This is a genomic window from Nocardioides proteolyticus (assembly GCF_051280635.3).
Taxonomy (GTDB): domain Bacteria; phylum Actinomycetota; class Actinomycetes; order Propionibacteriales; family Nocardioidaceae; genus Nocardioides.
Map to the genome: position 1 here is coordinate 11,583 of NZ_JBNBPO030000009.1, position 23,787 is coordinate 35,369.

The 23,787-nt window shown below is 69.1% G+C and carries 32 protein-coding genes and 1 other RNA gene; 13 read left to right on the top strand and 20 right to left on the bottom strand.

The annotated features are described in order from the left end of the window. Window positions 1-3 precede the first annotated feature (3 nt). Genes ACPOLA_RS07140 through ACPOLA_RS07155 form a run of 4 tightly spaced genes read left to right on the top strand, consistent with a single transcriptional unit; the run spans window position 4 to window position 3,189 of the window. Window positions 4-861: a type II secretion system F family protein gene (locus ACPOLA_RS07140; RefSeq protein ID WP_435769715.1), complete on the top strand. Its 858-nt coding sequence runs from the start codon at window positions 4-6 to the stop codon at window positions 859-861. After that, window positions 858-1,844: a type II secretion system F family protein gene (locus tag ACPOLA_RS07145; RefSeq protein ID WP_435769716.1), complete on the top strand. Its 987-nt coding sequence runs from the start codon at window positions 858-860 to the stop codon at window positions 1,842-1,844. The genes ACPOLA_RS07140 and ACPOLA_RS07145 overlap by 4 nt, the downstream gene beginning before the upstream one ends. Further along, complete coding sequence (locus ACPOLA_RS07150; protein ID WP_435769717.1) at window positions 1,841-2,695, top strand: hypothetical protein; 855 nt, start codon at window positions 1,841-1,843, stop codon at window positions 2,693-2,695. The genes ACPOLA_RS07145 and ACPOLA_RS07150 overlap by 4 nt, the downstream gene beginning before the upstream one ends. Further along, window positions 2,695-3,189 carry a Panacea domain-containing protein gene (locus tag ACPOLA_RS07155; RefSeq protein ID WP_435769718.1) on the top strand — a complete coding sequence of 165 codons (495 nt, stop codon included), beginning with the start codon at window positions 2,695-2,697 and terminating at the stop codon, window positions 3,187-3,189. The genes ACPOLA_RS07150 and ACPOLA_RS07155 overlap by 1 nt, the downstream gene beginning before the upstream one ends. A gap of 26 nt (window positions 3,190-3,215) precedes the next feature. On the opposite strand, the gene ACPOLA_RS07160 is transcribed toward ACPOLA_RS07155, so the two are convergent. From ACPOLA_RS07160 to ACPOLA_RS07220, 13 genes are all read right to left on the bottom strand, one after another. Continuing rightward, window positions 3,216-3,431 (bottom strand): hypothetical protein, encoded by a 216-nt coding sequence (locus ACPOLA_RS07160; protein WP_435769719.1) that lies wholly within the window; start codon window positions 3,429-3,431, stop codon window positions 3,216-3,218. A 2-nt stretch (window positions 3,432-3,433) separates the two neighbouring features. Beyond that, window positions 3,434-3,646, bottom strand: a complete 213-nt coding sequence (locus ACPOLA_RS07165; protein ID WP_435769720.1) for a hypothetical protein — start codon at window positions 3,644-3,646, stop codon at window positions 3,434-3,436. A gap of 94 nt (window positions 3,647-3,740) precedes the next feature. Next, window positions 3,741-4,286, bottom strand: coding sequence for an antirestriction protein ArdA (locus ACPOLA_RS07170; protein WP_435769721.1), 546 nt, complete (start codon window positions 4,284-4,286; stop codon window positions 3,741-3,743). An 18-nt stretch (window positions 4,287-4,304) separates the two neighbouring features. Then, window positions 4,305-4,379: hammerhead ribozyme type II (locus tag ACPOLA_RS07175), an RNA gene on the bottom strand. Between the two features lie 3 nt (window positions 4,380-4,382). After that, window positions 4,383-4,718: a hypothetical protein gene (locus ACPOLA_RS07180; RefSeq protein ID WP_435769722.1), complete on the bottom strand. Its 336-nt coding sequence runs from the start codon at window positions 4,716-4,718 to the stop codon at window positions 4,383-4,385. A 531-nt stretch (window positions 4,719-5,249) separates the two neighbouring features. Continuing rightward, on the bottom strand, window positions 5,250-6,056 hold the full coding sequence (locus ACPOLA_RS07185) for a hypothetical protein (protein ID WP_435769723.1): 807 nt from the start codon (window positions 6,054-6,056) through the stop codon (window positions 5,250-5,252). Between the two features lie 98 nt (window positions 6,057-6,154). Next, the gene (locus ACPOLA_RS07190) at window positions 6,155-6,703 is read right to left on the bottom strand and encodes a hypothetical protein (RefSeq protein ID WP_435769724.1); all 549 of its coding nucleotides are present in this window, start codon (window positions 6,701-6,703) and stop codon (window positions 6,155-6,157) included. Further along, window positions 6,700-6,894 carry a hypothetical protein gene (locus ACPOLA_RS07195; RefSeq protein ID WP_435769725.1) on the bottom strand — a complete coding sequence of 65 codons (195 nt, stop codon included), beginning with the start codon at window positions 6,892-6,894 and terminating at the stop codon, window positions 6,700-6,702. The genes ACPOLA_RS07190 and ACPOLA_RS07195 overlap by 4 nt, the downstream gene beginning before the upstream one ends. A gap of 292 nt (window positions 6,895-7,186) precedes the next feature. Continuing rightward, window positions 7,187-7,327, bottom strand: a complete 141-nt coding sequence (locus ACPOLA_RS07200; RefSeq protein WP_435769726.1) for a hypothetical protein — start codon at window positions 7,325-7,327, stop codon at window positions 7,187-7,189. Between the two features lie 119 nt (window positions 7,328-7,446). Next, window positions 7,447-7,749, bottom strand: a complete 303-nt coding sequence (locus ACPOLA_RS07205) for a hypothetical protein (RefSeq protein ID WP_435769727.1) — start codon at window positions 7,747-7,749, stop codon at window positions 7,447-7,449. A gap of 1 nt (window position 7,750) precedes the next feature. Beyond that, complete coding sequence (locus ACPOLA_RS07210) at window positions 7,751-9,022, bottom strand: hypothetical protein (RefSeq protein ID WP_435769728.1); 1,272 nt, start codon at window positions 9,020-9,022, stop codon at window positions 7,751-7,753. Between the two features lie 97 nt (window positions 9,023-9,119). Then, window positions 9,120-9,413: a hypothetical protein gene (locus tag ACPOLA_RS07215; RefSeq protein WP_435769729.1), complete on the bottom strand. Its 294-nt coding sequence runs from the start codon at window positions 9,411-9,413 to the stop codon at window positions 9,120-9,122. Next, window positions 9,410-9,658: a hypothetical protein gene (locus ACPOLA_RS07220; RefSeq protein WP_435769730.1), complete on the bottom strand. Its 249-nt coding sequence runs from the start codon at window positions 9,656-9,658 to the stop codon at window positions 9,410-9,412. Before ACPOLA_RS07220 ends, ACPOLA_RS07215 begins: the two co-directional genes overlap by 4 nt. Window positions 9,659-9,798: 140 nt before the next feature. Between ACPOLA_RS07220 and ACPOLA_RS07225 the strand changes: the two genes are divergently transcribed. Further along, on the top strand, window positions 9,799-10,527 hold the full coding sequence (locus tag ACPOLA_RS07225; protein WP_435769731.1) for a hypothetical protein: 729 nt from the start codon (window positions 9,799-9,801) through the stop codon (window positions 10,525-10,527). Here the strand turns inward: ACPOLA_RS07225 and ACPOLA_RS07230 are convergent. From ACPOLA_RS07230 to ACPOLA_RS07240, 3 genes are read right to left on the bottom strand one after another with little or no spacing between them, the layout of a single operon-like run. Further along, window positions 10,506-10,955, bottom strand: coding sequence for a very short patch repair endonuclease (locus tag ACPOLA_RS07230; protein WP_435769732.1), 450 nt, complete (start codon window positions 10,953-10,955; stop codon window positions 10,506-10,508). The two genes, ACPOLA_RS07225 and ACPOLA_RS07230, sit on opposite strands and share 22 nt — an antisense overlap. 23 nt (window positions 10,956-10,978) lie before the next feature. Further along, a complete protein-coding gene (locus ACPOLA_RS07235) occupies window positions 10,979-12,001 on the bottom strand; it encodes a Cfr10I/Bse634I family restriction endonuclease (RefSeq protein WP_435769733.1) in 1,023 nt (340 codons plus the stop codon). Continuing rightward, window positions 12,002-12,229, bottom strand: coding sequence for a helix-turn-helix domain-containing protein (locus ACPOLA_RS07240; protein ID WP_435769734.1), 228 nt, complete (start codon window positions 12,227-12,229; stop codon window positions 12,002-12,004). Between the two features lie 128 nt (window positions 12,230-12,357). Here ACPOLA_RS07240 and ACPOLA_RS07245 point away from each other — a divergent pair, with 128 nt between their 5' ends. Beyond that, window positions 12,358-13,551, top strand: a complete 1,194-nt coding sequence (locus ACPOLA_RS07245) for a DNA cytosine methyltransferase (protein ID WP_435769735.1) — start codon at window positions 12,358-12,360, stop codon at window positions 13,549-13,551. 32 nt (window positions 13,552-13,583) lie between these two features. On the opposite strand, the gene ACPOLA_RS07250 is transcribed toward ACPOLA_RS07245, so the two are convergent. Further along, window positions 13,584-15,272, bottom strand: coding sequence for a recombinase family protein (locus tag ACPOLA_RS07250; protein WP_435769736.1), 1,689 nt, complete (start codon window positions 15,270-15,272; stop codon window positions 13,584-13,586). 108 nt (window positions 15,273-15,380) lie between these two features. Here ACPOLA_RS07250 and ACPOLA_RS07255 point away from each other — a divergent pair, with 108 nt between their 5' ends. From ACPOLA_RS07255 to ACPOLA_RS07270, 4 genes are read left to right on the top strand one after another with little or no spacing between them, the layout of a single operon-like run. Further along, window positions 15,381-15,596, top strand: a complete 216-nt coding sequence (locus tag ACPOLA_RS07255; protein WP_435769737.1) for a hypothetical protein — start codon at window positions 15,381-15,383, stop codon at window positions 15,594-15,596. Next, window positions 15,593-15,979, top strand: coding sequence for a TadE/TadG family type IV pilus assembly protein (locus ACPOLA_RS07260; RefSeq protein WP_435769738.1), 387 nt, complete (start codon window positions 15,593-15,595; stop codon window positions 15,977-15,979). The genes ACPOLA_RS07255 and ACPOLA_RS07260 overlap by 4 nt, the downstream gene beginning before the upstream one ends. Beyond that, window positions 15,976-16,485, top strand: coding sequence for a hypothetical protein (locus ACPOLA_RS07265; RefSeq protein WP_435769739.1), 510 nt, complete (start codon window positions 15,976-15,978; stop codon window positions 16,483-16,485). The genes ACPOLA_RS07260 and ACPOLA_RS07265 overlap by 4 nt, the downstream gene beginning before the upstream one ends. After that, entirely contained in the window at window positions 16,482-16,934 is a 453-nt protein-coding gene (locus ACPOLA_RS07270) for a pilus assembly protein TadG-related protein (RefSeq protein WP_435769740.1), read from the top strand. The genes ACPOLA_RS07265 and ACPOLA_RS07270 overlap by 4 nt, the downstream gene beginning before the upstream one ends. Here the strand turns inward: ACPOLA_RS07270 and ACPOLA_RS07275 are convergent. Then, complete coding sequence (locus tag ACPOLA_RS07275) at window positions 16,837-17,358, bottom strand: Fur family transcriptional regulator (RefSeq protein WP_435769741.1); 522 nt, start codon at window positions 17,356-17,358, stop codon at window positions 16,837-16,839. The two genes, ACPOLA_RS07270 and ACPOLA_RS07275, sit on opposite strands and share 98 nt — an antisense overlap. A gap of 142 nt (window positions 17,359-17,500) precedes the next feature. Here ACPOLA_RS07275 and ACPOLA_RS07280 point away from each other — a divergent pair, with 142 nt between their 5' ends. Genes ACPOLA_RS07280 through ACPOLA_RS07290 form a run of 3 tightly spaced genes read left to right on the top strand, consistent with a single transcriptional unit; the run spans window position 17,501 to window position 19,286 of the window. After that, on the top strand, window positions 17,501-18,241 hold the full coding sequence (locus tag ACPOLA_RS07280) for a hypothetical protein (RefSeq protein ID WP_435769742.1): 741 nt from the start codon (window positions 17,501-17,503) through the stop codon (window positions 18,239-18,241). Then, window positions 18,238-18,717, top strand: coding sequence for a phage holin family protein (locus ACPOLA_RS07285; protein ID WP_435769743.1), 480 nt, complete (start codon window positions 18,238-18,240; stop codon window positions 18,715-18,717). Before ACPOLA_RS07280 ends, ACPOLA_RS07285 begins: the two co-directional genes overlap by 4 nt. Further along, window positions 18,690-19,286 carry a DUF3618 domain-containing protein gene (locus ACPOLA_RS07290; RefSeq protein WP_435769744.1) on the top strand — a complete coding sequence of 199 codons (597 nt, stop codon included), beginning with the start codon at window positions 18,690-18,692 and terminating at the stop codon, window positions 19,284-19,286. Before ACPOLA_RS07285 ends, ACPOLA_RS07290 begins: the two co-directional genes overlap by 28 nt. 88 nt (window positions 19,287-19,374) lie before the next feature. Here ACPOLA_RS07290 and ACPOLA_RS07295 read toward each other — a convergent pair whose 3' ends face one another. Further along, window positions 19,375-20,361 carry a YihY/virulence factor BrkB family protein gene (locus tag ACPOLA_RS07295; protein ID WP_435769745.1) on the bottom strand — a complete coding sequence of 329 codons (987 nt, stop codon included), beginning with the start codon at window positions 20,359-20,361 and terminating at the stop codon, window positions 19,375-19,377. 38 nt (window positions 20,362-20,399) lie between these two features. Further along, window positions 20,400-23,774 (bottom strand): Ig-like domain-containing protein, encoded by a 3,375-nt coding sequence (locus ACPOLA_RS07300; RefSeq protein WP_435769746.1) that lies wholly within the window; start codon window positions 23,772-23,774, stop codon window positions 20,400-20,402. Window positions 23,775-23,787: the final 13 nt, after the last annotated feature.

The window sequence follows — 23,787 nt, forward strand, 5'->3', positions numbered from 1 at the left end:
CAGGTGGGCGCACTCGTCGGACTCGGCTTCGGTCTCGGCTGCCTGCTGATCTGGGTGGCCCTCGGCTGGCCGCGGGACGCGCGCACGCCCCGGCCGGGCCGCAGCGGAAGCCTCGCCCGGCTCCTCAGGGAGGCGGGACTGGGCGGGGTCTCGCCGCTGTCGCTCCTCGCCCTGTGCGCCGGCTCCGGTCTCGCGGCCGCGGTGCTCGCGCTCGGCATCACCCGGGTCGCACCGATCGCGGTGGTGCTCGGTCTCCTCGGCGGCTACCTCCCGGTCGCGACCGTCGCCGGCCGCGCCCGCCGCCGGCGCCGGGAGCTGGCCGAGGTCTGGCCGGAGGCGGTGGACGACCTGGCCTCCGCCGTACGCGCCGGCATGTCGCTGCCCGACGCCGTCGCCGCACTCGCCGTCCGCGGGCCGGAACCGCTGCGGCCGGCGTTCGACGCGTTCGCGCTCGACTACCAGGTCTCGGGCCGGTTCGGCGACTGCCTCGACCGGTTGAAGGAACGGCTGGCCGACCCGGTGGGCGACCGTGTCGTGGAGGGGCTGCGGATCGCTCGCGAGGTGGGCGGCGGCGAGCTGGGCCGGTTGCTGCGCAACCTCTCCGGCTACCTGCGCGACGAGCTGCGCACGCGGGCCGAGCTCGAGGCCCGCCAGTCCTGGGCGGTCAACGGTGCGCGCGTCGCCGTGGCCGCTCCCTGGGTCGTGCTGCTGGCGATGTCGACCCAGCCCACCGTCATCGAGCGCTACGAGTCCGCGGGAGGCGCGGTGGTGCTGGCCGTGGGTGCGGGCGCGTGCGTCGCCGCCTACCGGCTGATGATGCGGCTCGGGCGACTGCCCACCGAGCGGCGGATCCTGCGATGAGCCTGACATTGTGGGGCGGCCTGCTCGGCGCCCTCGCGGCGGCCGGGATGGCTCTCTTCGTCGCGCGCGTCCTCGCGATGCGCCGGCCGCCCCTCGAGCTGCGGGTGCTGCCCTACGTCCGCGACCTGACCGCCGACCACCGGTCGACGGCACCGGCCGAGCCGCGCAACGTGGTCACGGCGGTCTTCGGGCCCGTGCTGCGGCGTGCCGCGGAGCTGGTCGAGCAGGCCGTCGGCGGGACCACGTCCGTACGCCGCCGCCTCGCCCGCGCCGGCCTCGACCTCGAGGTCCACGAGTTCCGCGTCCAGCAGGTCCTGTGGGGGCTGGCCGGCTTCGGCGCCGCGGCGGCGTACGGCGTGCTGCGCACCTGGACCCGCCCCGGCAACCCGCTGCCGCTGCTCGCGCTCTGCGCAGGCGCCTTCGTGCTCGGCGTCCTGCTCCGTGACAACCGGCTCAGCGCGCAGGTCAAGCAGCGGGAGGCGGCGATCGTCGCGGAGTTCCCGACCGTCGCCGAGTTGCTCGCGCTCGCGGTCGCCGCGGGCGAGGGGCCGGTGGCGGCGCTCGACCGGGTCGTCCGGCGCAGCGGCGGCGAGCTCTCCCGCGACCTCGCCGACGTGCTCGCCGGCATCCGCACCGGTGAGCCGGTCGCCGACGCCTTCGACCGGCTCGCGGCCACCACCGGCGTGCCGGTGGTCGCCCGCTTCGCCCACGGGGTCGCCGTCGCCGTCGAGCGTGGCACCCCGCTCGCCGACGTCCTCCACGCCCAAGCCGCCGACGTACGAGAAGCCGGACGCCGCGACCTCATCGAGCGGGCCTCCCGCAAGGAGATCGCGATGATGGTGCCGGTCGTGTTCCTGGTGCTGCCCGTCACCGTGCTCTTCACCTTCTGCCCAAAAAAGGTACATAGAAAAGTTCGGCTCAATGCGCTCTGGTTGCGAATGTCCGTCGTCCCGCGCTTGCGGTCCCATAGCATCGCGGCGTGACAGGGGGAGCGCCAATGCCGGATCGGTCAACGCAGGCGTTCCGCGCGTGGTTCAAGGCTGAATGGCATCAGCCGCTCCTCGCTGCCGCTGCGGCCCTCGGGCTCATCTCCAGTGCGATGAGCGGCTGGTGGATGGCGGGCTTCATCGCGGCCAGCGTGGTGGCGACGTTCGTTGGCTCGGCGCGGACCTTCAAGCGCCACTCAGACGTTCTGGCGCTACAAAGGAGCCTCGGGGAGTCCGATCGGGAGAAGAGCGCCCTGGGCGATCGCCTGTTCGAGGTCGAGAAAGACCTCGCCAATGTCCAGACCATGACGAGCGATCTGCTGTGGTCTCTGCTCACCATCGTGCGCGATGAGTTGGAGATGGGTCACGATGAACGGATCAGCGTCTACGTCCACGACGAGTCCCTACGAGCGTTCCAGATGTTGGCTCGAAGCTCCCTCAACCCGGTCTATGGCCGCGCCGGCAGAACCGTCTACGCCGATCATGTCGGTGTCATAGGCGATGCTTGGAGCAGAGGGGAGGTGGTCGAGTGTGATCTACCGAGTTGGGATGGTGATGGCCGCGCTTACATTGCCGCCAACCTGGAGCGGTTCGGCTTGCCCGAAGACGAGTGCAGGTCGCTCAACATGAAGGCCCGATCGTTGATCGGCATTCGCTACCCGGCGGATGGTGGGGGGAGTCGCCCGCTGGGCGTTGTGGTGCTGGAGAGCATGGACCCTGAATGGGCTAGCGACTCGCGCATCGAGCAACTCAAGTCGGCGCGGAGTTGGACGACGCTCCGGGACTACCTGCACGGCCAGCGAAACGACCTTCCGCTCATGTCTGGAGCGAAGGGGAAGGGGTTCTGATGGCGACTCTCCACGATCTGATGCTCTACTTCTGCAAGCACTACCCGCACAAGGAAGAGCTCTCGAAGGCTCGGCTCACCAAGATGGTGTATCTCGCGGACTGGCGTGCGGCGATCACTTCTCGCCGCCAGTTGAGTCACCTGACGTGGACCTTCAACCACTACGGTCCGTACCTCGATGACGTGGTTCAGGAGGCACAGAAGTCGGACGACTTCACCGTCCGTACGACGACGAACCTGTACGGGAGTCTGAAGGAAGTCATAGAAGCGAGTCCGAACGCGCCTGAGCCAGCGCTGTCGAGCGAAGAACGGGCCACCTTGGATCACGTGATCGCTGAGACGAGCCGCCTCTACTTCAACGACTTCATCAAACTCGTGTACTCGACGTACCCCATCGTTACGCAGCCCCGGTATCAGGATCTCGACTTGGTGAAGCTGGCTGAAGAGTATGAGCGGCTTCAGGAGAAGTTGAGCGAGGAAGCGTCCGCCCACTGACGGCTTGACCTAGATCCGTCGGACTCTCAGACGGTCGCGCTGGTCCCGCAGGCTGGGCAGTTTTCGGCTTCGTAGGCGGGATGCTTGGCGCACGGATTGTCCAGGGTCACGACCGGCTTCACGTCGGCTCCAGGGTGCTTGTCGATCAGCGCCCTGACCTCCTCGGCGTGCTCGGAGATGGGAGCCGGGAAGATGCCCAGCAAGTTGCCGTCTCGGCTCCGAACCTCGAAGCGTGAGTGCATCGTCAGTCCTTGGGAAGCTTGATCGAGCCGTCCACGTAGCCACGGAGAAGCGACACGATCACAGTGTTGCGGTTACTGCCGGCCGCGTCAGCCTTCGCCTTCACGGCGTCCCAGAGGTCTTCCTCGATCCGCACCCCGCGCACCGGGTTCTTGCCTCGGTCTCGGTTCGCTCCAGCGACTCCCGTCCGGGGATCGCTCCGCTTCGCCGTCGTCATGGTGGTCAGTCTCTCGTGTCGGGTCGCCGCTTCGTAGGATCGGGCCTTGGGGAGCACTTGGCATCTATCCCATGTCGAGTGCTCCCCGTCCACGTCAGAGCGAACGGAACACGTAGACCCCGCCACCCGGTGCCGGCTCGGTCGTGTGGTCGAACGTCAGGTCTCGGGCGTAGGCGTCCATGTCGAAGTACGGGCGAGCCCACTCGGGAAGATCGGCAGTCATGCCGGTCTCGTCCATCAGGCACTCGGCGTACTCACGGAACGAGGGCCACTCGCCCGCATACCGCTCCTCGAAGTCGGGCAGGCTCGGCAGGTCTCCGGTGCCTTCCGCGATGTAGTCACCAGACCGGACCCACGCAAGGAGCGCGTCACGCTGCCAGTCGGCAACGTCGCCCAGGAGCCGCCCCCACTCGGCAGCCTCGGCAGGGGAGCACTCACCAGAGATGGGCAGGCCCTCGTGGTCCATCACCCACATCTCTTCGCAGGAGACTCGTGCCACCGCGCCCGCGTCGATGTGCAGAGCGTCGATGCACACGGCGTCAGCCTCGCCGGCGTCGTACCACTCGCCCACGAGTGCGCCGCCGTTGTAGCAGTGCAGGCAGCCGATCCAGACTCGGGCGTCAACGGTGATGGTGGTCATGATGTGCTTCCTCTCCGGTAGTGGCTTGGCTCGTCAGGTCGTGGGCAGCCATTCCGCGACGACCGAGCATCTATCCCGCGCTCGGTTTCGCCTTGCTCAGTAGGGAGCGATCTGCTCGCAGTAGTCCGTGACGGTTGAGCAGTCGAAGCACCACCAGTCAGAGCGCTCGGCGTCGTAGGCGTGGGTGTGCTTCCGCTCCAGCACGTCGGCCCACAGTCGGTAGGCGTACGGCGCTTGCGGCTCGCGGCACCCGTCGCAGGTGAAGCCGTGGCACGGCTGGTCGCTCTCGTCGGTCGCCACCGTGTGAGCGGGCACGTGGGCGCTCTGGTGCGTGTGGCAGTAGTAGTCGCGGCATCCGCTCTCGTCGCCGTTGGCCATCAGGAGAGCGCAGCACTCGCAGAGAGCGATGGTGTCGGTCTGGATCATCGGCATGGTGTGGTCCTCTCGGGTCGTACTTCGGGGTGTTGCAACACCAACGATGCATGACGGGGCGTGGTGTTGCAACACCAGCAGCGAACTTCTCACACCTTGAGACAGAGACGCTCAGTCGGCAGCCTGGGCGAGCCGCGCCGGGCGCTTATCCACACTCGGCGGATCGGCAGTAGGCACGCGCCGCGATGGTGGCTAGCGTCGGTGGCATGACTGGCCGCGACACTGTGAGTGCTGAGCATCTGGCAGCCGATGCCGTGTTCGGTCCGTGCTTGCTGCCCGAGTGCCCGAACTACTCCGGTCGGCTGGCGCTCGTGGCCGATCCTGACGACGACCCCGCGACGGGTGGGGGTATGCCCCCGAGCTCGTGAGCGCCCGGACCGCTACGTCATAGCACCAGCTCCAGCGCGCACGATGCAGGGTCGATGTGAGGACAACCCGCGCAGGGCTGAAACCGCGCGGGAAGCCCCTTCGGGACACACATCGACCCCCAGAAAGTTCGGCGCGCAGGTTGAGGGTCGATGAGAGGACGGCTCAGGAAGCCCCTCGATCGCCGTAGGGGTCGTAGGCGAGCGCGAGGGCCACGTGTGGGCCTGAGAGAGCCGTTCCGGGTGCCTTCGAGTCCCACTGCCGGTGGTGCCGCTTGCAGAGCGACCAGTAGTCGTCCAGGGAGTCGGAGTAGACCTGCCCCTCGTCCTTCCCGGAGTCCTGCACGAGCGGGTCGTAGCTGGAGTGGCGGTAAGCCCACTGGTTGTACTCGGTGATCGCGCCGCAGACCGCGCACGGGTGCTCGCTGGCGCTGCCACGAGCCTTCGTGACCCGCTTGTGCGCTCCCCGGATGCTCGGCTTCTCGACCATGCGCTTGTCGCGGTGACTGCTCCCGCCGCAGGTGGTCGTTCGGTCGTGCTTCTGCTTGCCGGGGTATCCGACGAAGACGTACCGCAGACGGATGCGCTTCTCGTTGCCGCACGAGCACGAGAAGAAGCCGTAGTCGGTGTCCTCTTCGTCGTAGGACAGTAAGGTGAGCTCGGTGCCCTCGACAGGCCCAGGTTGGTACTTCCGCTCGCGCTTGCGCGGCTTGTAGGTCGCCTTGTGGCGCTCGCGGGACCGCTGGCGATGCCGCTCGGCCTTGCAGTCCTGGCAGACGCTCGGCAGCGGACCGGAGCCCGTCGCGGGGATCTTCTTCTGGCAGCCCTCGCAGGTGCCCTGTCGCTCCTTCGACTTCGGCGTCTTCGCTCGCTTCCGACAGGCAGCGGAGCAGAACATCTGGCGGTTGCTCTTGACCTCGAACGTGTCTCCGCAGCCGAGGCACATGTCGGTGCCATAGGCGTTGTTGGTCATGGTGACCTCCTTCGTTGGTGGGTTGTTCGCGGACCACTCCGGCACCGGCACGGGAGAGGCAGCGGAGGATGAAGAGGAAGAGGGCAATCCCTCAGCGCTCACGAGCGATCACGCCCCTTCGCGAAGACCGCCTCAACCTCGGGACTCCACTTCCTCTCCGGTGGATCGGTTGTAGAGATAGGTGAGATAGGACAGGTGGAAGGGGATACGTGACCGGCCCCCTTGGTGGGCCGATGGTCGTCTCTGTGGGCCGATGGTTCGGCGTCGTGGGCCGGTGCTTCGACCTCGTGACCACCGGCCCCGTTGGTGGGCCGATGGTTCGCAGAGGCAGGGATGCGGAGCGCGTAGACGGTCGCGTGACCTCTGCGCCCGTTCGCCTTCTCCGTGACGACGGCCCAGCCAGTCGAGAGCGCGACCTTCAAGCATCGCCGGACGTGCTTGTCCGACATGCCGGTCAGCTTCGACAGGTTCTCGACGCCGGGGTGAGCGTTCTCGCCGCTGCCTCGGTCAGCGAAGGTCGAGAGCCACCCGAGCACGTTCCGCACGTCGTGACCGGTGATCTGACGAACTCGCTGGCCCTCCTGCAAGGGCATGGCGTCGGGGAACGCCGTCTCCATGAGCGCGTCGCGCCACTCGGTCACGTTCACCAGTCGTGCCGCCTTCGTGCATAGCCGTTCTTCGCCGCTGTCTCGGCCTCCCTCGCTCTGTCCGCCTCGATGCCGGCCTGCAAACCGAAGACGTAGACCCACAGGGAGTCCAGGTCTGCCCGTAGCTGCTCCACTTCGGCTCGCAGGGCCTCGTTCTGCCGCCGCTGTCTGCTCACCCGTCCGTTGGTCACTCGCTCGTCCTCCTTCGTCGTCGTGAGCGCTCGGCCTTCGTGGCGAGCCGTTCGGGTCGGCAGTCCCACCGGCTTTTGCAGTCGGCGCAGCGCCGGGGGAGCGGACCGGACTTGCCAGCCACTCCCTCGATGCCGCAGTCGATGCAGGTGTAGGCGCGTGGTCCCGGCTTCCGGTGCGGGTGCTCGGGTCTGCACTTCGGGGTGCAGTACGTGTGAACTCCGCTCCGCATGGGGAACTCCCGCTGGCACGCGGGACAGCGAGCCAGACCGACGTACTTCCGGGTCTGCTTCATCACTCCTCGGCCACCTTGACCCCAGGTTCGTAGTTCTCGACCTCCTCGGCCTCGTACTCGGCCGCTCGCTCGGTGGCGAGCCGCTTGAACTCCCGAGCCATGTGCTCGGCGTCGTCGTGGAACGGGTTGGTGGTCTTCATGCGTGTCTCCTTCTGTTGACGGAAGAGGGCCTTGCAGCCGTGCGGACAGGGGAAGGTGTCTCCCCTCGCCGCAAGGCCCTCAGAACTGGTTTCGCGGCCTGTCGCGGGCCGCTCGCTCGTCAGTCGAGCGGTCGGTAACCGAGCAACTTGCCGTACTCGTCGCGGGCGAGCTCGACCTCGCCCTCGCGCTCCATACGCTCGAACCTCGCCCTGGTGGACGGGTCGAGAGCGCCCGAGCGTGATGCACCGGGGATGCGCTTGTAGCCCTCGGGCACCCGGAACTTGTTGCCGGTGAGCAGAGCGGCGTCGAAGCCGCCCTTGGCCTTGATCTCGGCGTAGTCCATGTCCGCCTGCTTGCGGGACAGCACGCCGTGGTTCTTGATCGTCTCGGCGTCGGACTGGAACGGGTCGATGTACCCCATGTCAGACCTCCACCGGCTCGTAGAGGTAGTCGAGCTCGATCGTGACGCCGAACCTGCCGTCGTACTGCCTGCCGGCGATGTACGCCTCATCCGGCGACAGCCACACTCCGGCCTCCACGACCTCGGCCACGGTGATCTTGTCGATGACGCCAGCGGCAGTGTGAACGCCAGTGTCGAAGTGACTGAGTGCCCGGTTGATGAAGTCCTGCATCTGGTAGAGCGGCGGGTGGATGTCCTCCACTCCGAACGTGGCGACAACCTTGCCCTTCGCCCTGCCCGCCTCGATCACTTCGAGGGACGCCTCGTTGGTGTGCCAGCGAGCGTTCCAGTTCGCCCACGACGACGTGCCGGTGCGCCCCTCGCGGTTGCCGCCACGCTTCAACTCCGCGTCGAACACACGCCCCAGCGTGTCCGCGAAGTGAGCGACAGCGGCCTCGGACGGTCGCGCAAGTCGCGTCAACGGCCAGAGGGCGTTCTCGTAGTCGATCACGTCTCCGTAGACGTTGACCTCGCCAGTCTCGCGGAGTGCGTCCTCCAGAAACTCCATGTCGAGCCCCGTCGAGCCGAACTCCTTGAACCGAACGCGACCGCTCGCCCTCACGGTGCCGTAGTCCTTGGTCTCCTCGGTCTGAGACAGGACGATCGCGTCGGTGATGCCCTCAACGTCGAGGGGACGCTTGCGGATGAGCACCGGCACGTCCACCAGACCCTCGATCGCGCCAGCGGCGAGCAGAGCAAGGTGGTTGTCCGCGAGGAACGGCTCCAGGGCACGCTCAGCCTTGCGGAGCGCCGCCTCGGCGGGCTTCTGCTTGCCCTTGGTGCTCCTGACCGCCATGTCGGCCTCCATCGCCTCCAGCGGCGTCACGGAGTCGTCGCCGGAGTCGATCCGCTTGTCCAGAGCGGCCTTGGTCGCCTCGGCCTTGGCGAGCGTGCTCGCGAGAGCCTGCGCGGCCTGTCGAGCCTCGTTGAGCTCGAGCTCCAGGTCCGCCTTGATCTGCTCGTCGGCTTCGATGCCAGCGGAGACGAGAGTCTTGGCGACCTCGGACCTCTCGGCCTTCAAGCCGGTGATCTGCTCGGTGATCGAGCCGAACCGCTCGATCAGGTTCTCTTCGGTGGTCACGGTCATGCTGTTGTTCTCCTTGGTGGGTTTGTTGGTGTGAGTCGTCACTGCCGCTTCGCCACGTCGCGCTTGGTCGCCCGGTCGGACCGCTGACGGCGCGAAGCGAAGAAGGGCAGCGGTTGCAGGTGGAACCGCCCGGACGGGTGATGCCACGGCTCGTGAGGCGCGGCCAGCAGACCCTCGGCGCGGAGGCGACTCTGCTGCTCGGGACCGATGGGCAGACGCACCTTCTGGTGCGGCCAGTCGGCGCTCACGCGGCACCGTCCTCACTGCGCCACGGCTCGGCGGGCATGGTCACCGTGCCGCCGTTCTTGACGGTCGCTCGGACCTGCTTCACGAGCTCGTAGCCCTGCAAGTAGATCGCCCTGCCCGTCCGTGCGTTACGGAGCACGTAGCGCCACCTCTTGCCGGGTCGGATGCGGTCCTCGACGTGCCAGTCGCCTACGACGGCTCCGACGAGCGTCTTCGCCTCGTCGTCGTGGAGCGAGTGCCACTCACTGACGCTCTGGTGGTCGATCTGTTCTTCGTCGTTCTGCTGGCTCAACGGCGCTCGACCCCCGGCAGACAGACGCGGAACGCATCCGCAAGCTCGGCGCTCGACATGATCGTGTCGTCCGAGAGCAACCACTCGTCCCGCTGGCTCTTGGCAGTGCCGCGAAGTCGGAGAGCTTGCTCGTCCGGGTCACCGGCCCCTGCCTCCCTGTCTCGCACCCACATGCGGGTGCCGTACGGAAGTTCGCGGAGAAACTCACCCCCGGCCTCGATGTAGCGCTTGTTCGTCTCTGTCACGTCTCGTGACTCCCTTCTTGTCTTCGTGTTGACCCCGGCTGTCGGCGGGACGAGACAAGTTAGCGACGCGCTCTGTTATGCTGGCAGTTCCGAACGGTTTCGGGTAAGCGTGCGGCTGGGCGAGAGGCGGAAAGGAGCGGGTGAAGATCAGCGACGTGAAGCGAGCGAACGAGCACGTCACGGAGGTTCAAGGCGAGGGGTACGTCGCAACGGTGACCCTCATGGAGTCGGAGCCGGGAGCGGGGGATTGGGTGGTCGTCGGGATCGGCGTCAACGCGACAGACGGGTCCACTCTGAGCGCTGACCGGCTTCGGAACTTCGCATGGGCGAACGTGTTGGAGTCGGCACGGAGGCAGGCGTCCGCCGCCGACGTGCCTCCTAGTCCCTTCGCGCGCCCGAGTGACCCGCCGCCGGCCTTCCGCGCTGACCGGAGAGGTCGCGCCGCTCGCACAGAGCGTGACTACGCGGAGCTTGCTTTCGCCTACCTTGCGCTCCCGTCCGACCTTCGTCGGAAGGCGGCGTCCACCTGGGCAGAGCGGTTCCACAGGAAGCCGGGCCGCTGGCGCGCTGACATTGCCAAGGCGAAGCGATACATCGAAGACGACTGGCTCACAGACGAAGGTATGGACCTTGTGTTCGGTGACAAATGGCGCGATGCCCTCGCCGTTGAGAACGCCGTGGACGATGCCGAAGAGACGCTCAGACTGCTTGGCGAGGAAGGCGCCGGCACTGCCGAACGAGCGAAGCTCGAAGTCACGATTGGGCGCATCGCACGAGAGAACGGGTGGAGCGAGTCCAACGTGCGCGCAGCCTGGCGGCGACAGTTGCAGCGGAACCTGAGTGAGTACTACGCGTCGGGTGGCGAGTAGGCGTCTCTGAGAGCGACTTCGACCGCCCGAACCGCCTCGGGCACGGGTACGTGCTCCCAGAGCCTGACTACGGTCCAGCCGTCTTCGGCGAGGGCGGCGTCCTGCTCGCGATCACGGGCGACGTTGCGGGCCAACTTCGGAGTCCAGTAGTCGGCGTTCGCCTTCGGTCGAGTCCCGTGCTCGGGGCACGAGTGCCAGTAGCAGCCGTCCACGAAGACAGCGATCTTCGCACGTGTGAACACGATGTCCGGTCTTGGCTTCACCTTGCCGAGGTCGAGGCGAAGGTCCTTCCTGAACCGCATGCCAGCTGCATGGAGCGCCGATCGCAGGGCCTTCTCCGGCTTGGTATCGGTGCGCCGGATAGCCGCCATGTTGCGTGAACGGCCAGGTGTGACGGCCGGAGGAGATGGGATCGGCCGGGCAGTCACTCCTCCAGTTTGCCTTGCTCTACCTACGGGACCAGGGCCATGCGCTGGTTGAGGAAGTCGAGGAAGCGGGTAACGAACTCAACTGGATTGGTGGGGATGTAGAGCTCGCGGACCGCCCGGTGAATGTTGGGCGCGCCGGTCGCTACTGCGTAGATCGTCGCGGCCGAGTAGATCCCAATGGCGGCAGTGCCTTCGACGCTCAGCGTATGTACCTCGAAGTCGACCCGAGGCGCGCCAAGGAAGTGCTCCAGGAGTAGTTGCATGATGTTCGACTCGTACAGCGGCTGGTAGAGCCGGTCGCTCCGGAGGCTGCGCTTTGCTGCGATGGCGAGGATCATTTCGCCCGGTTCGATGCGTCCTGCGAGCGCTGAGTAGGCGTGGCTCAGGGTGGCTTGTTGGGTGAGGCCCAGCGAGCCCAGGGGAGTGCGCCACGTTTGATCCGCCTGCGCCTGCTGATCCGGGAGGACGACAACGGCGATGTCCGGGGTGCTTGTCGGGATCGTCAATCCCTGGGCTTCAAGGGGCTGGCGAACGCCGTCGATCGCCTGCCGTGCCTGGGCATTCAGTAGGCGCACCCAGTCGTATCCCCTGGGGAGGTTCAGCACTGCAACTTGTCGAGTGGGCCTCGGCGCCGTGGTCGGACGGCGGTAGCGCGGGTTGCCATTCCACTGACCGCTGACCATGTACTCGTTCCACATCGCGGCGGCGTCCCACAGCATCGCGCTTGTGATCGTCTCGTAGAGGTCGCCGAGCACCTTCGCCTTCGCGTTGCCCTGGACGCTGTAGTCCTGCTGGAAGCGGAGCTGGCCCTCCATGTCTGCGTTCAAGATGCCCTGCATGACGAGGTCGCCCACGGCGGTCGTGTTGTAGACGACGCTGTTCGAGAAGCCAGGGATCCACGAGTCGAAGGTGTAGGCGAGGATGTTCTGCTGCGCGAGCCGGAACTGAGTTGTCCGGTTGCGCACCGGGGCGTTCCTCAAGTCGGTCACGAGCATGTCGCTCAGAGGGAGGGCTTTCGTGGTCACTTGGCTGAACTGGTACGGCACCTACGCCAACTCCTCTGCGCGTTGCATCAGGACGTGCAGAGGGATGCGAAGTGACTCGGCGAGACGCTGGAGCGTTTCGAGGGTCGGGTTCCGAGTCCCACGCTCCAGGCCGCTCACGTAGGCCCGATCCAGGCCGGCGGCCGCTGAGAGCGTCTCCTGAGACATGCCCAGCTTGGTTCGAGCCTCGCGGACAGCGAGTCCCAGACCTTTCGCGAGCTCCTCTGACACGAGCTGAACGTAGGGAGGTGTGGATCATGTGCCAACTGTCTATAGTCCACAATCGCCGGCGCTCGGCGCGCCTGCCGTGAGAACTGTCGGCGGTCGAACATAGTTTCCCCTGGGCGAAAGGAGCCGGAGTGGGATATCGAGCAGTCTCGTTGTTCTCGGGATGTGGTGGTTTTTGCGAGGGCGTTCGGCTCGCAGGGTTCGACGTGATGGCCGCGGTGGAAGTGGATCGCTTCGCGTCGCAGACGTACCGACACAACTTCCCCGAAGTACCGCTCATGGAGGGAGACATCCACGACTTCCTGAATGAGGACTCCGGGACGTGGAGACAGGAGCGCTCCCGCTTCGAGCACGTCTACGACGAAGAGATTGACCTCGTGTTCGGGGGACCGCCCTGTCAGGGCTTCAGCCAGATCGGCACCCGCATCCTCGATGACCCCCGCAACGAGCTGTATTGGCAGTTCGTTCGTGTCTTGACGACGCTCCGGCCTCGGGTCTTCCTGATGGAGAACGTGCCGAACATGCTGCTGATGGCGAAGGGTCGGTTCAAGCGTGAAGTCCTGGAGGCATTCGCAGCAAACGGCTACGCCAACTGTGGCGTGGCGGTGGTCGCCGCGACGAGTGTCGGGGTCCCGCAGCTACGGAAGCGTGCGATCTTCTTCGGGGTACGCGATGACGTTGATCTCGGCATGTCTGCTGAGGACTTCTTCAGCGCCGGACTCGACCAAGAGAAGCAGCCGGAACAGTGGGTGCGCCACGCCATCCCGGACACCCCCGAGGCGACGGCTATCCACTACGAGCCGCTGACGTATCCGCGCAGCCCTCGGCTCGGCAACGACATCCTTGATGAGCTTCGGCTCGACCGGGACGGCCGTTGGTACTCAGCCGCGTACAAGCTGAAGCAGGCGGGCGGTGTCAAGAAGCTCCATAACCACCACACGAAGGAGATCGGCGAGCGGCGCAAGCACCTCATCTCCCTCCTGAAGCCAGGGCTGAAGGGCGACTCGCTGCCCCCGGAGATTTGGAACGGCGCGCGACCTGAGAAGTGGCGCCGACTGCATCCGGACAAGCCGGCGTACACGATCCTCGCGCAGATGCACCGTGACATGTCGGAGTGGGTTCACCCGCGCTTCCAGCGGTGGATCACGGTTCGCGAGGCGGCTCGTCTTCAGTCGTTCCACGACGGGTTCGTGTTCCAGTCGAGCGAGTGGCAGATGCTGAAGCAGATCGGGAATGCGGTTCCGCCACTGCTTGGTCGAGCCGTCGCATCAGTAGCCGAGTCGGCGCTCCTTGAGATTGACGGACGGCCTCGCGGCGCGCGCTGATGTCTGGGCGCAGTCGGCTGCCTGAGGGAACCTCAGACAGCCACCCTGCGATCGGTCGCCGCGTCCTTGCGAGTCCAGCCCGTAGCGCCTCTCGTCTCGCCTCGGACGTAACGCACGAGTGGGGAGAGCTTCCCCGGCAACCCGCTGGGGGAGCGGTCGGTGTGACCGTTCGCCACGAGCCACCGAGCGGCGCTGGCAAGGCTCGTGACGCCCTCGGGCTGCACGCGGACGAGAAGGTCAGCCAGCGCCTCGTAGGTGGCCGCTGATGGGTCGGGAGCCTGTCCCTTGCGCTCGTCCAGGGCTGCCCACGTCCGTCCGCGAAGATCGGTGACATAGACCGTCACCTGGTGCTTCATGGGCACGTTCCGCTTCTTGTTCTTCGGCCAGAGCTTGACCTCGGTCAGGTCTTCGAGCACGCGACGCTGGCCCCACAGGTCGAGCGCAAGGAAGTTGCGGGCTTCCTCCCACCGGAGGTTGGTGTCCTCGGGCTCCTGCGCAGCGTCCTCGATCCGTGCCTCGACCGCTGCCAGTTGCTCTTGCAGAGACTCCGAGCCGGCCTCGAACATGTCGTCGTTGACCCGTCCCTCGGTCCAGGAGACGGTCAGCTTCTTCAACCGCTCGTTGATCCGCTCGCGCTCGGCCCACAGGTCCGCAGGCACGGCCTTGTCCCTCGGCTTCGTCAGGGTGCCCGGAGTCGTCATGCCGACCGCGAGTGCGAAGGAGTTCCGCACGAGCTCGTCGGCTTCGGAGCGAAGGGTCGTGATGTGGTCGCCGCCAGGGTTGGAGCACTTGTAGACCTTCCGGCCACCATTCGTGCCGGCCTCGACGGGATGCCCGCACTCGCCGCACTTGGCGATACCCGAGAGCAGGTTCCTCGGCTTGTTGCCGAGTGTCTTGTCGCCACGGGAGCGAGCCGGGTCGGTCAGGGTCGCCACGAGCAGGACGTGGGTCTCTTCGCTGATGATCGGCTCCCACTGGCCCTTGCCGACGACCTCGCCGTCGTAGGTGGAGAGCGCGGCGTTCCTCGGGTTGAGCAGGATGCTCCGCACGCTGTTGTGCGTCCAGCCGTCCATGTTCTTCCGGCTCCGAGCCGTGGGGACCTCCAACTCCTTCCAGCGCCGCACGATCGCTCGCAGGGGAGCGCCGTTGAGTACGTCTTCGGCTGCCTCCCGGATCAGGGCGGCCTCGTGCTCCACGACCTCACCGTCGAGCGTGTAGCCGAAGGGTCGGAAGCCGGTGCTTCGGAAGATGCCGGCCTGCGCGCGTTGCAGGTTGGCCCGCTTCTGGCGAGCGCCCTTCCGCTCAACCTCGGCACGAGCGACAGCGGCGAGGATGCGAGCGACCATGCGGCCCACGTCGGTCGTCAGGTCAATGTCTCCGGTCACCGTGGAGATACCGACGTTGTGCTCTTCCGCGAGCAGGATCAACGTCTCCAGGTCGAGCATCGAGCGCGTCATCCGGTCCATGTGCCACGCGACGACGACCTCGACCTGGCCCGAGCGGATCATGTCGAGCACGCGCTCCCACGCGGGACGCTCCTTACCGGAGTAGGCAGACTTCGATATGTCGTGCTCCACCGCGATGACCTCCCACCCGCGAAGGTCAGCCAACTTGCGGCAGTCTTCCTCCTGCCGCTCGTTGGCTACTCCCTCTCCGGTGTCGTCACGGGAGATGCGGGTGTAGATCACCGCACGCTTCGCGGTCGCGGTCTTCCGAGCCATGTTCCTCACACTACCTGTATTAGTCAGAGGACATTCGCCTTCTGGCCCGGCTTCCTCGGCCTCTCGCTCGCCTACTGACCCACCACGCCATCTCGGGAAGGAACCACCGTGCAGCTGATCCATCTCCACCAGCACCTCCACCAGCCCCTCCACCCGGCCACCCGCCTGGTCCGCCGACGACTGCGCCAGCGCGGCGAGCGGGGCGACATCCCCGGCTGGGTCCTCGTCACGGTCATGACGATCACCATCGGCATGGCGCTGTGGGGGATCGCGCAGCCCCAGCTCGCCGCGATGCTGCGCAACGCCCTCGCCTCGGTGGGATGAGCCGCCGCCGGACAGAGCGCGGGTCGGCCCTCGTCGACTTCACCCTGGTCCTCGTCCTGGTGCTGCCCATCGTCCTGGGGCTGGTGCAGGTCGCCCTCGTCCTCCACGTCCGTACGACGCTCGCGGCCGCCGCGTCCGAGGGCGCCCGGCTCGCGGCGACCGCCGGCCAGGGCCCCGGCGACGGGGTCGCCCGGACCCGCGCGCAGATCGACCAGGCGATCGCCGGCCGCTTCGCACGCGACGTCGACGTCCGCACGGTGCTCGTCGACGGCGCGCCGGGCGTGGAGATCACCGTCCACGCCGAGGTGCCCGCGCTCGGGCTCGGCGGCCCGGCCGTGCGGCTCTCCGTCTCCGGCCGGGCCGTCGAGGAGGCGCCGCGGTGACCCCGCCAGCCGAGCCCCGCCACCCCGAGCCGAGCCACCCCGAGCCCGGCCACTCCGACCGGCGCCGCACCGAGCGGGGGAGCGGGCTGGTGGAGATGGTCTGGCTCAGCCTGCTCCTGCTGCTGCCGCTGCTGTGGATCGTGCTGTCGGTCTTCGAGGTCCAGCGCGGCTCGTTCGGGGTCAGCGGTGCCGCCCGGGCCGCGGCACGTGCCTACGCGCTGGCGCCCAACGACGTGGCCGGCGAGCAGCGAGCCGAGGCGGTCGCCCGGCAGGCCCTCGCCGACCAGGGCCTCACGGCGGCGCCGCTGCGGGTCACCGTGACCTGCACGCCCTATCCCGCCGACTGCCACAGCGGCACGTCCGTGATCACCGTCCGAGTGCACAGCGCCGTACGCCTGCCGCTGCTCCCGGACGTGCTCGGCGGGGGAGCGCCGACCTTCCGGCTCAGCGCCGAGCACACCGTGCCGATCGGGCGCTACCGGGAGATCCGAGGTCCGGCGCGGTGAGCGCGCGACCGGGTGTCGCGACGAGCGAGCGGGGGCAGGCGACGCCGTTGATCGTCGGCTTCGCCGCGGTGCTCCTGCTGCTCGTCGCCGTGGTCGTCGACGCCAGCGTCGCCTACCTCGAGCGCCAGCGGCTCGACGCGCTCGCCGACGGCGCCGCCCTCCACGGCGCCGACCTCGGCGCCCAGGGCGAGCAGGCCTACACCGGCGGGCTGGCCGCCGGCGACCTGCCCATCTCGCCGCGGGAGGCCGAGCGCGCGGTGCGGGGCTACCTGCGCATGGTCGGGGCGCACGCCGACCACCCCGGGCTGCGTGCGGTGGTCCGGGTCCGCGGCGACCGGGTCGTCGTCGAGCTCAGCGCCCCGGTCGACCTGCCGCTGACGGTCCCGGGCGCACCGGCCCGGCCGAGGGTCCGGTCGGTCGGCTCGGCGGTCGTCGACCCGCAGGAGTGAGCCCCGCGACGCAGGCCGCGCACTCGCCCCAGAAGACGACCTCGGCCTCTGCGACGGCGAAGCCGTGCGGGTCGCTGGGGTGCAGGCACGGCGCCGAGGCGGGGGCGCAGTCGACGTCGACGACCCGCCCGCAGGACCGACACACCAGGTGGTGGTGGTTGTCGCCCACCCGCGTCTCGAACAGCGCCGCCGAGCCCGGCAGCTCCACGCGTCGTACGACGCCGGCGGCGGTCAGCGCCTCCAGGCAGTCGTAGACGGCCTGGGTCGAGACCTTCCCGAGGATCTCGCGCACCCGCATCGCGAGCTCGGCGACCCGGAGGTGCGCGCCCTCGGCGCCGGCCCGGTCGAGCACGGCGAGCACCGCGAGCCGCGGTTGGGTGACCCGCAGCCCGGCTGCCCTGAGCCGTTGCTCCGTGTCCGGCATGGGGGCTCGGTACCCCCGCGATCTGGACTGATTCGGGGACACGCCCGGCCCGGCGCCAAAAGTCGCCGTCGCGGCGCCACTTCCGGTCTGCCGCGGGGTCCGGCGGGTAATGCGTGGGTCTCCCGACGTGGAAGGAAGATCGATGACGACATACGACTACAGGCCGGACCCGCCGACGGGTCACGAGGACCCGAAGGCCCAGGCACAGCGCGCCGCAGGGGTGGCCCGCGACGAGGGCAAGCACGTCGGCGAGGTCGCCCGCGACGAGGCGCAGAACGTCGCCGCGGAGGCCCAGCAGCAGGCGAAGAACCTCGTCGACGACGCTCGCAGCCAGATCCAGGAGCAGTCCAAGAGCCAGCTCGAGAGCCTGGTCAGCATGCTCCAGGGCTTCGGCGACGACCTCGAGAAGATGGCCCGCGGCGAGGGCCCGGGCTCGGGCATCGCCAAGGACGTGGTGACCCAGGTCAGCGACCGCGCCAAGACGTTCAGCTCGCAGATCCAGGGCCGCGAGCCCGGGGAGCTGCTCGACCAGGCCCGCGACTTCGCGCGCCGCCGGCCGGGGACGTTCCTGCTCGGTGCGCTCGCCGCCGGCGTGGTGGCGGGTCGGCTGACCCGCGGCGCCAAGGAGGCGCACGACTCCTCCTCCGGCACCGGCGCGACCGGCACCGGCGCCACGGGGCAGCCGGGCGGCTACACCTCCGCCCAGGTCGGCACCCCGCCGACCACGAGCACGCTGCCCAGCGCCGGCCCGGGCCTCACCGGCCCGACGCAGGCCGGCGGCACCGCCGCCGCCGACCCGCTGGCCGGGACGAGCACCCCGCCGGCCGACCCGGTCTATCCCGAGGGCAGCACGCCTCGTACGACGCCGGGGAGCACGCCGTGACCAACCAGCAGCACGAGACGACCCACCCGACCCGGGCGGACGTCCAGCACGAGACCCACTTCGAGTCGGGCCCGGCGGGCACCGACGCCAGTGCCGACGGTCGCTCGCTCGGCGACCTCGTCGGCGACATCGCCAACGACCTGACCACGCTGGTCAAGCAGGAGGTCGAGCTGGCGAAGACCGAGGCGAAGGCGGAGGCGGCGAAGGCCGGCAAGGGCGTCGGCCTCTTCGGCGGCGCCGGAGTGGCGGGCCACCTGGCCCTGCTCTTCCTGTCGCTGGCGCTGATGTTCCTGCTCGACAGCTGGATGCACACCGCGCTCGCCGGGCTGATCGTCGCGGTCCTGTGGGCCGTCGCCGCCGGCGTGATGGCGATGACCGGCCGCAAGGAATTCAAGGCGATGAACCCCCAGCTCGAGACCACGCAGAAGACGCTCAAGGAGGATGCGGAATGGGCCAGGCAACTGAAGAACGGATGACGTCCGAGATCGCCGGCACCCGGGAGAGCCTCTCCCGCGATGTCGACGCGCTCTACGACAAGGTCAGCCCCGCGCGGGTGATGGAGCGGCGCAAGACGGCGATGCGCAGCCGCATGTCGTCGTTCAAGGACTCCGTGATGGGCTCCGCCCACAGCGCCGGTCAGAGCGCCTCCGGCTCGATGCAGGGCGCCGCCGACTCCGCGCAGGGCGCGGCCGACGCGGTCACCGGCACGGCCCAGCAGGCCATGGGCACGGTGAAGAGCCAGGCGCAGGGCTCGCCGCTCGCGGCCGGCCTGGTCGCCTTCGGTGCCGGCATGGTCATCTCCGCGCTGATCCCCGCGAGCGAGCGGGAGGCGCAGGCCGCGCAGCGGATCACCGAGGCGGCCAAGGACTCGCCGCTGATGGACGAGGCGAAGTCGATGGGCCAGGAGGTCGGCCAGAACCTCAAGGAGTCGGCCACACAGGCCGCCCAGGAGGTCAAGGGCACCGCCCAGGACTCGGCCCAGAACGTCAAGGACGAGGGTCAGTCCGCCGCCCAGAGCGTCAAGCAGGAGGCGCCGGGCACCTGAGGACCACCTCGGGAAACAGGACGCCGCCCACCGGTTCTCCGGTGGGCGGCGTTCCCTTGTGTCCGCTGCGGCCCGATCGCCGCGGGGGTCAGGGGTTCTTCGGGCGGGGCGGGTTGTCGTGGGGGAGGGTGTCGGCCTTGACCGCGCCCCGGTCGCCGAGCGGCTCCTCCGGCCCGACGGTGCTGTCCTCGGCGGTCTGCTGCTCGGCCTCCGCGTTGATCTCCGCGCCCAGCAGCACGACGTACATCGTCAGCCACAGCCACAGCAGCAGCACGACCACGCCGGCGAGCGCGCCGTAGGTCTCGTTGTAGGAGCCGAAGTTGTCGACGTAGAGCGAGAAGCCGAGGCTCGCGACGACCCACAGCACGGTGGACACGACCGCGCCGATCGAGACCCAGCGGAACTGCGGGTTGTCGCGGTCGGGAGCGACCTTGTAGAGGACCGCCAGCGCGAACGACATGGCCAGCACCAGGCCGAGCCAGCGGGCCGCCTCCAGGCCCCAGCGCAGCGGCCCGCTGCTGACGAGGCTGTCGAGCAGCGCCGGCGCCGCGGCGACCAGCGAGATGGCCACGACGAGGAACACGATCGCCGCGAGCGTGAGCCCCATCGCCATCAGCTTGCGCCGCACGAAGCTGCGCGTCTCGTCCTCGTCGTAGGCGATGTTGATCGCCGTCAGCAGGTTGCCGACGCCGCCGGAGGCGGTCCACAGGGCGAGCACCAGGCTGAGCACCAGGCCGAGGCCGAGGGACCCGGACGAGGTCGAGGTGATCGCCTCGAGCTGGGTCTGCAGCAGGCTGGCGGCGTCCGAGGGCAGCGTGTCGGACAGCTCCTGGATCTGCCGCTGTACGTCGGCCGGGTCACGGACCAGGCCGTAGATCATCACCGACGCGATCAGCGCGGGGAACAGCGCGAGGAAGGAGTAGAAGGCGACGCCCGCTGCGATCAGGGGCAGCTGGTCGGACTTCGACTCCTTCCACGCCCGCTTGACGATCTGGAACCAGCCCTTCTTGGGGATGTCGCTGGGCGTGTCGGCGTCGGCACCCGGCAGGTGCTTGCGCTGGGTCTGCGTGGTCATGCGGGAGCGGTACCCGCACGGCCACGCAGCAACGGTGGTCAGGGCCCGTCGGTGGTCCCGTGCTCGGTCACCGGCAGGTGGTTGGCGCTCCCGGCGAACGTCACGTCGAAGCCCTCGTTGCGCACCGGCCCGGCCAGGAAGGGCGGGATCCGGCAGCTGGCGAAGCCGGCGGCGTCGGTGACCGCCTCGCACAGCAGCCGGTGCCCGCCGGCCAGCGTGGACGTCGTGGTGAACACCAGTCGCTGGCCCTCCAGCGGGGCGCCTTCGACGCCGGTGAGGGTGGCCTGCACGAGCTGGACGGTGTTGAGCTGGTAGTAGGTGACGTCCAGGTTGCTGAGGCGGCTGGGGGCCCGGTCCACGACCTGCGTCAGCACGGGGGAGGTGCTCGCCGATCGCGACTCGTCGCCGCCGTACGACGCGGTGACGGCGTGCTCGCCCGCGTCGAGGCGCTCCAGCCGGAGCGCGGCCTGCTGGCGCCCGTCGACGGTCCGCAGCGGTGCGCTGCCCAGCACCTGGTCCCCGGCACGGAACACCACCTCACCGGTCGGCCGTCCGGCGGTCGGCGCCGCGTCGCTGACCACGGCGGTGAGCGTGACGCCCTGCCCGTAGGTCGCCGGGTTGGCGTCCGAGGCGATGCCGGTGACCGTGGCCACCGCGCCGACGTTCTGGGTGATGGTCGCGGACTGCCCCTGGAAGTTGAAGCTCCCCTCGTAGACCGCGCGGATCTCGTGCTGTCCCGGGGCCAGCCCCGCCGTGGAGTACGACGCCACGCTGGTCCGCGCCTCGTCGGCCGGGTCGAGCCCGGCGGCTCCCAGCAGCGTGTCGCCGGCCCAGAACTGCACGGTGCCGGTCGCCCGGCCCGTCGCCGGCGCCACGGTCCGGACGGTCGCGGTGAACGTCACGGTCTGGCCCTGGTCGGCGACCGGAGCGTCGGAGGCGAGCTCCATCGTCGTCCCGGCCCGGGTGACCTCCTGCCCGTTGCCCTGGTCGAGCAGCCCGGTGCTGCCGACGAACCCGGGGTCGCCGCTGTAGACGGCGCCGATCCGGTAGACGCCGGGGGTGAGCGAGTCGAAGTCGGGGCTGGTGGCCTCGCCGTCGGCCAGCGCGACGGCCGCGCCCAGCGGGGCGCCGTTGACGGTGAACTGCACGGTGCCGCCTGGCGATCCGGCTCCGGGAGCGACCGGACTGACCGTGGCGGTGAACCGCACCGGCGCGCCGGACTCCGACGGGTTCGCCGAGGAGGTCAGCACCGTGGCCGTCTGGGCGCGCTGCACCCGTTGCGCCACCGAGTCGGTGCTGCCGGTGAAGTCGTCGTCGCCGTCGTAGCTGACGGTGATCGCGTGCTGGCCGACCGACAGCGAGTCCACGGTGATCGACCCGACGCCGCCGGTGCCGGCTCCGACCGGGGCGGACCCGAGGACGGTGTCGCCGTCGCGGAAGACCAGGGTGCCGGTGGGTGATCCGGCGCCGGGGGCGAGCACGCTGACCGTGGCGGTGAAGGTGACCGGCTGCCCGGTCACCGAGGTGGGGGCGGAGCTGGTCAGCTCGGTGCGCGTCGCCGCCTTGTTGACGGTGTGCGTCGCCACGGGGGAGGTGCTGGTGACGAAGTTGGGGTCGGCGCTCAGGTAGCGCGCCGTGATCTCGTGGGACCCGCGGGTCAGCGTGCTCGATGAGAACTCCGCGACCCCGTCCTCCAGCGTGACGAAGGGGCCCGGCTCGCCGTCGATGGTGATCTGCACGGCACCGCCCGGCGTGCCCTGCGCCGGGCGGACGGGCGCGACCTCCACGCGGACGGTGACCGGCTGGCCGACGACGGAGGGGTTCGGCGAGGTGGTCACCGTGGTGGTGGTGTGGCCGGACGCGACCTCCTGCTCGAGGGTGGCCGAGCCGCCGGCGAACCGGGCGTCGCCCTCGTAGGTCGCCGTGATCGTGTGGGTGCCCGCGTCGAGACCGACCGGGCCCGAGACGGCGGTGCCGCCGGTGATCGGCACCGGGTCGCCGATCGGCTCGCCGCCGGCGGCGAACTGGACCGTCCCGGTCGGCTCGCCCGCGCCGGGCCCGACGACGTCGACGTCGGCGGTGAAGGTGAGCGGCTCGCCGGCCACCGCCTCGGCGTTCGACGTCGTCACGGTCACCGCCGTGTCGGCGCGGTCGACGCCGTGGGCCAGCTCGGCCGAGCTGCTCTCGGCGAAGTCGGCGTTGCCGTTGTAGGTGGCCTGCACCCGGTGGTTGCCCGGCGCCAGGTCCTTGATCGTCAGCTCGGCGCTGTCGCCGGTCAGGGGCACGGCGGTGCCGTACGGGTCGCCGTCGACGTCGAACTGGACGGCGCCGCCCGGCTGGCCGACGCCCGGCGCGACCACGTCCACCGTCGCGGTGAAGGTGACCGGCTCACCGGACACGGTGGGGGAGCCGGTGCTGGTGAGCGTCGTCGTGGTCGACGCCTTGGCGACGGAGAAGGTCACCGCCGCCGCGTCGCTCGGGAGCAGGTTGCCGTCGCCGGCGTAGCGGGCGCCGAGCGCGTGGGAGCCGGTGGCGAGCGAGTCGATGCTGGGCGTGGTGGCGAGCCCGTCGACGACCGCGACCGGTGAGCCCAGGGCCTTGCCGTCGAGCGTGAACTGCACGGTGCCGGTGGGGGTGCTGGTGCCGTCCACCCGGGCGACCTGGGCGGTGAACGTCACCGGCTGGCCGTGCACGATCGGCGGCGGCGGCTGGAGCGTGGTGGTCGAGGAGTTCTTCTCGACGGTGAAGGCGCTCGAGGCCGAGGACCCCTTGTAGTAGGACGTCTGGGCGAAGGAGGCGGTGACCGTCGCGTTGCGCGGCGGCCCGGAGACGGGGAGGGAGGCCGTCGCGACGCCGCTGGCGTTGGTGGTCGCGGTGACCGTGGCTCCGCCGGACAGCGAGAAGGACACCGTCCGTCCCGGCAGCACGCGGGCCGGGAGGTTCGGGTCGGTCAGCGTCGCGCGCGCGGTCACCGAGGTGTTCTGGGCTCCCTCGGTCGCACCGGAGTAGGCCAGCTGGGTGAGGTTGTCGATGGTGACGTTGCGCTCGGTGGTGCGGGTGTTGTTGTTGCAGAGCACGAACCCCGACCGGTTGCGCTCGATGGCGCGCGCCTTGTAGGCGCCGTTCGGGAAGGCGTGCGTGTCGAAGGTCGAGCTCTTGGCGCCGGTGCCGTTGTGCACCCGCTCGAGCACCACGGTTCCGCCGCTGTTGACCAGCTGCAGCGTCGTACGCGGCTCGTCCGCCCGGGCACACCACGTGCCGTCGCTGGCACCGCTCGCCGAGAGCGTGGCGTTGCCGCGGAGCACGGCTCCGTTGCCCGGCGCGGTGATGTCGGCGGCTGCGGTGGACGCGAGGACCACGGTGAGCCCGAGGGCGAGGGCGAGGGTCGCGAGGGCGGCAGTCAGTCGGTGCACGACGGGGTTTCCT

Excerpts from the sequence above, each read along its gene's own strand:
- ACPOLA_RS07145 (WP_435769716.1), top strand. The coding sequence starts at position 858 with ATGAGCCTGACATTGTGGGGCGGCCTGCTCGGCGCCCTCGCGGCGGCC.
- ACPOLA_RS07155 (WP_435769718.1), top strand. The coding sequence starts at position 2,695 with ATGGCGACTCTCCACGATCTGATGCTCTACTTCTGCAAGCACTACCCG.
- ACPOLA_RS07160 (WP_435769719.1), bottom strand. The coding sequence starts at position 3,431 with ATGCACTCACGCTTCGAGGTTCGGAGCCGAGACGGCAACTTGCTGGGC.
- ACPOLA_RS07165 (WP_435769720.1), bottom strand. The coding sequence starts at position 3,646 with ATGACGACGGCGAAGCGGAGCGATCCCCGGACGGGAGTCGCTGGAGCG.
- ACPOLA_RS07170 (WP_435769721.1), bottom strand. The coding sequence starts at position 4,286 with ATGACCACCATCACCGTTGACGCCCGAGTCTGGATCGGCTGCCTGCAC.
- ACPOLA_RS07180 (WP_435769722.1), bottom strand. The coding sequence starts at position 4,718 with ATGCCGATGATCCAGACCGACACCATCGCTCTCTGCGAGTGCTGCGCT.
- ACPOLA_RS07185 (WP_435769723.1), bottom strand. The coding sequence starts at position 6,056 with ATGACCAACAACGCCTATGGCACCGACATGTGCCTCGGCTGCGGAGAC.
- ACPOLA_RS07200 (WP_435769726.1), bottom strand. The coding sequence starts at position 7,327 with ATGAAGACCACCAACCCGTTCCACGACGACGCCGAGCACATGGCTCGG.
- ACPOLA_RS07205 (WP_435769727.1), bottom strand. The coding sequence starts at position 7,749 with ATGGGGTACATCGACCCGTTCCAGTCCGACGCCGAGACGATCAAGAAC.
- ACPOLA_RS07250 (WP_435769736.1), bottom strand. The coding sequence starts at position 15,272 with ATGGCTCGGAAGACCGCGACCGCGAAGCGTGCGGTGATCTACACCCGC.
- ACPOLA_RS07260 (WP_435769738.1), top strand. The coding sequence starts at position 15,593 with ATGAGCCGCCGCCGGACAGAGCGCGGGTCGGCCCTCGTCGACTTCACC.
- ACPOLA_RS07275 (WP_435769741.1), bottom strand. The coding sequence starts at position 17,358 with ATGCCGGACACGGAGCAACGGCTCAGGGCAGCCGGGCTGCGGGTCACC.
- ACPOLA_RS07280 (WP_435769742.1), top strand. The coding sequence starts at position 17,501 with ATGACGACATACGACTACAGGCCGGACCCGCCGACGGGTCACGAGGAC.
- ACPOLA_RS07290 (WP_435769744.1), top strand. The coding sequence starts at position 18,690 with ATGGGCCAGGCAACTGAAGAACGGATGACGTCCGAGATCGCCGGCACC.
- ACPOLA_RS07295 (WP_435769745.1), bottom strand. The coding sequence starts at position 20,361 with ATGACCACGCAGACCCAGCGCAAGCACCTGCCGGGTGCCGACGCCGAC.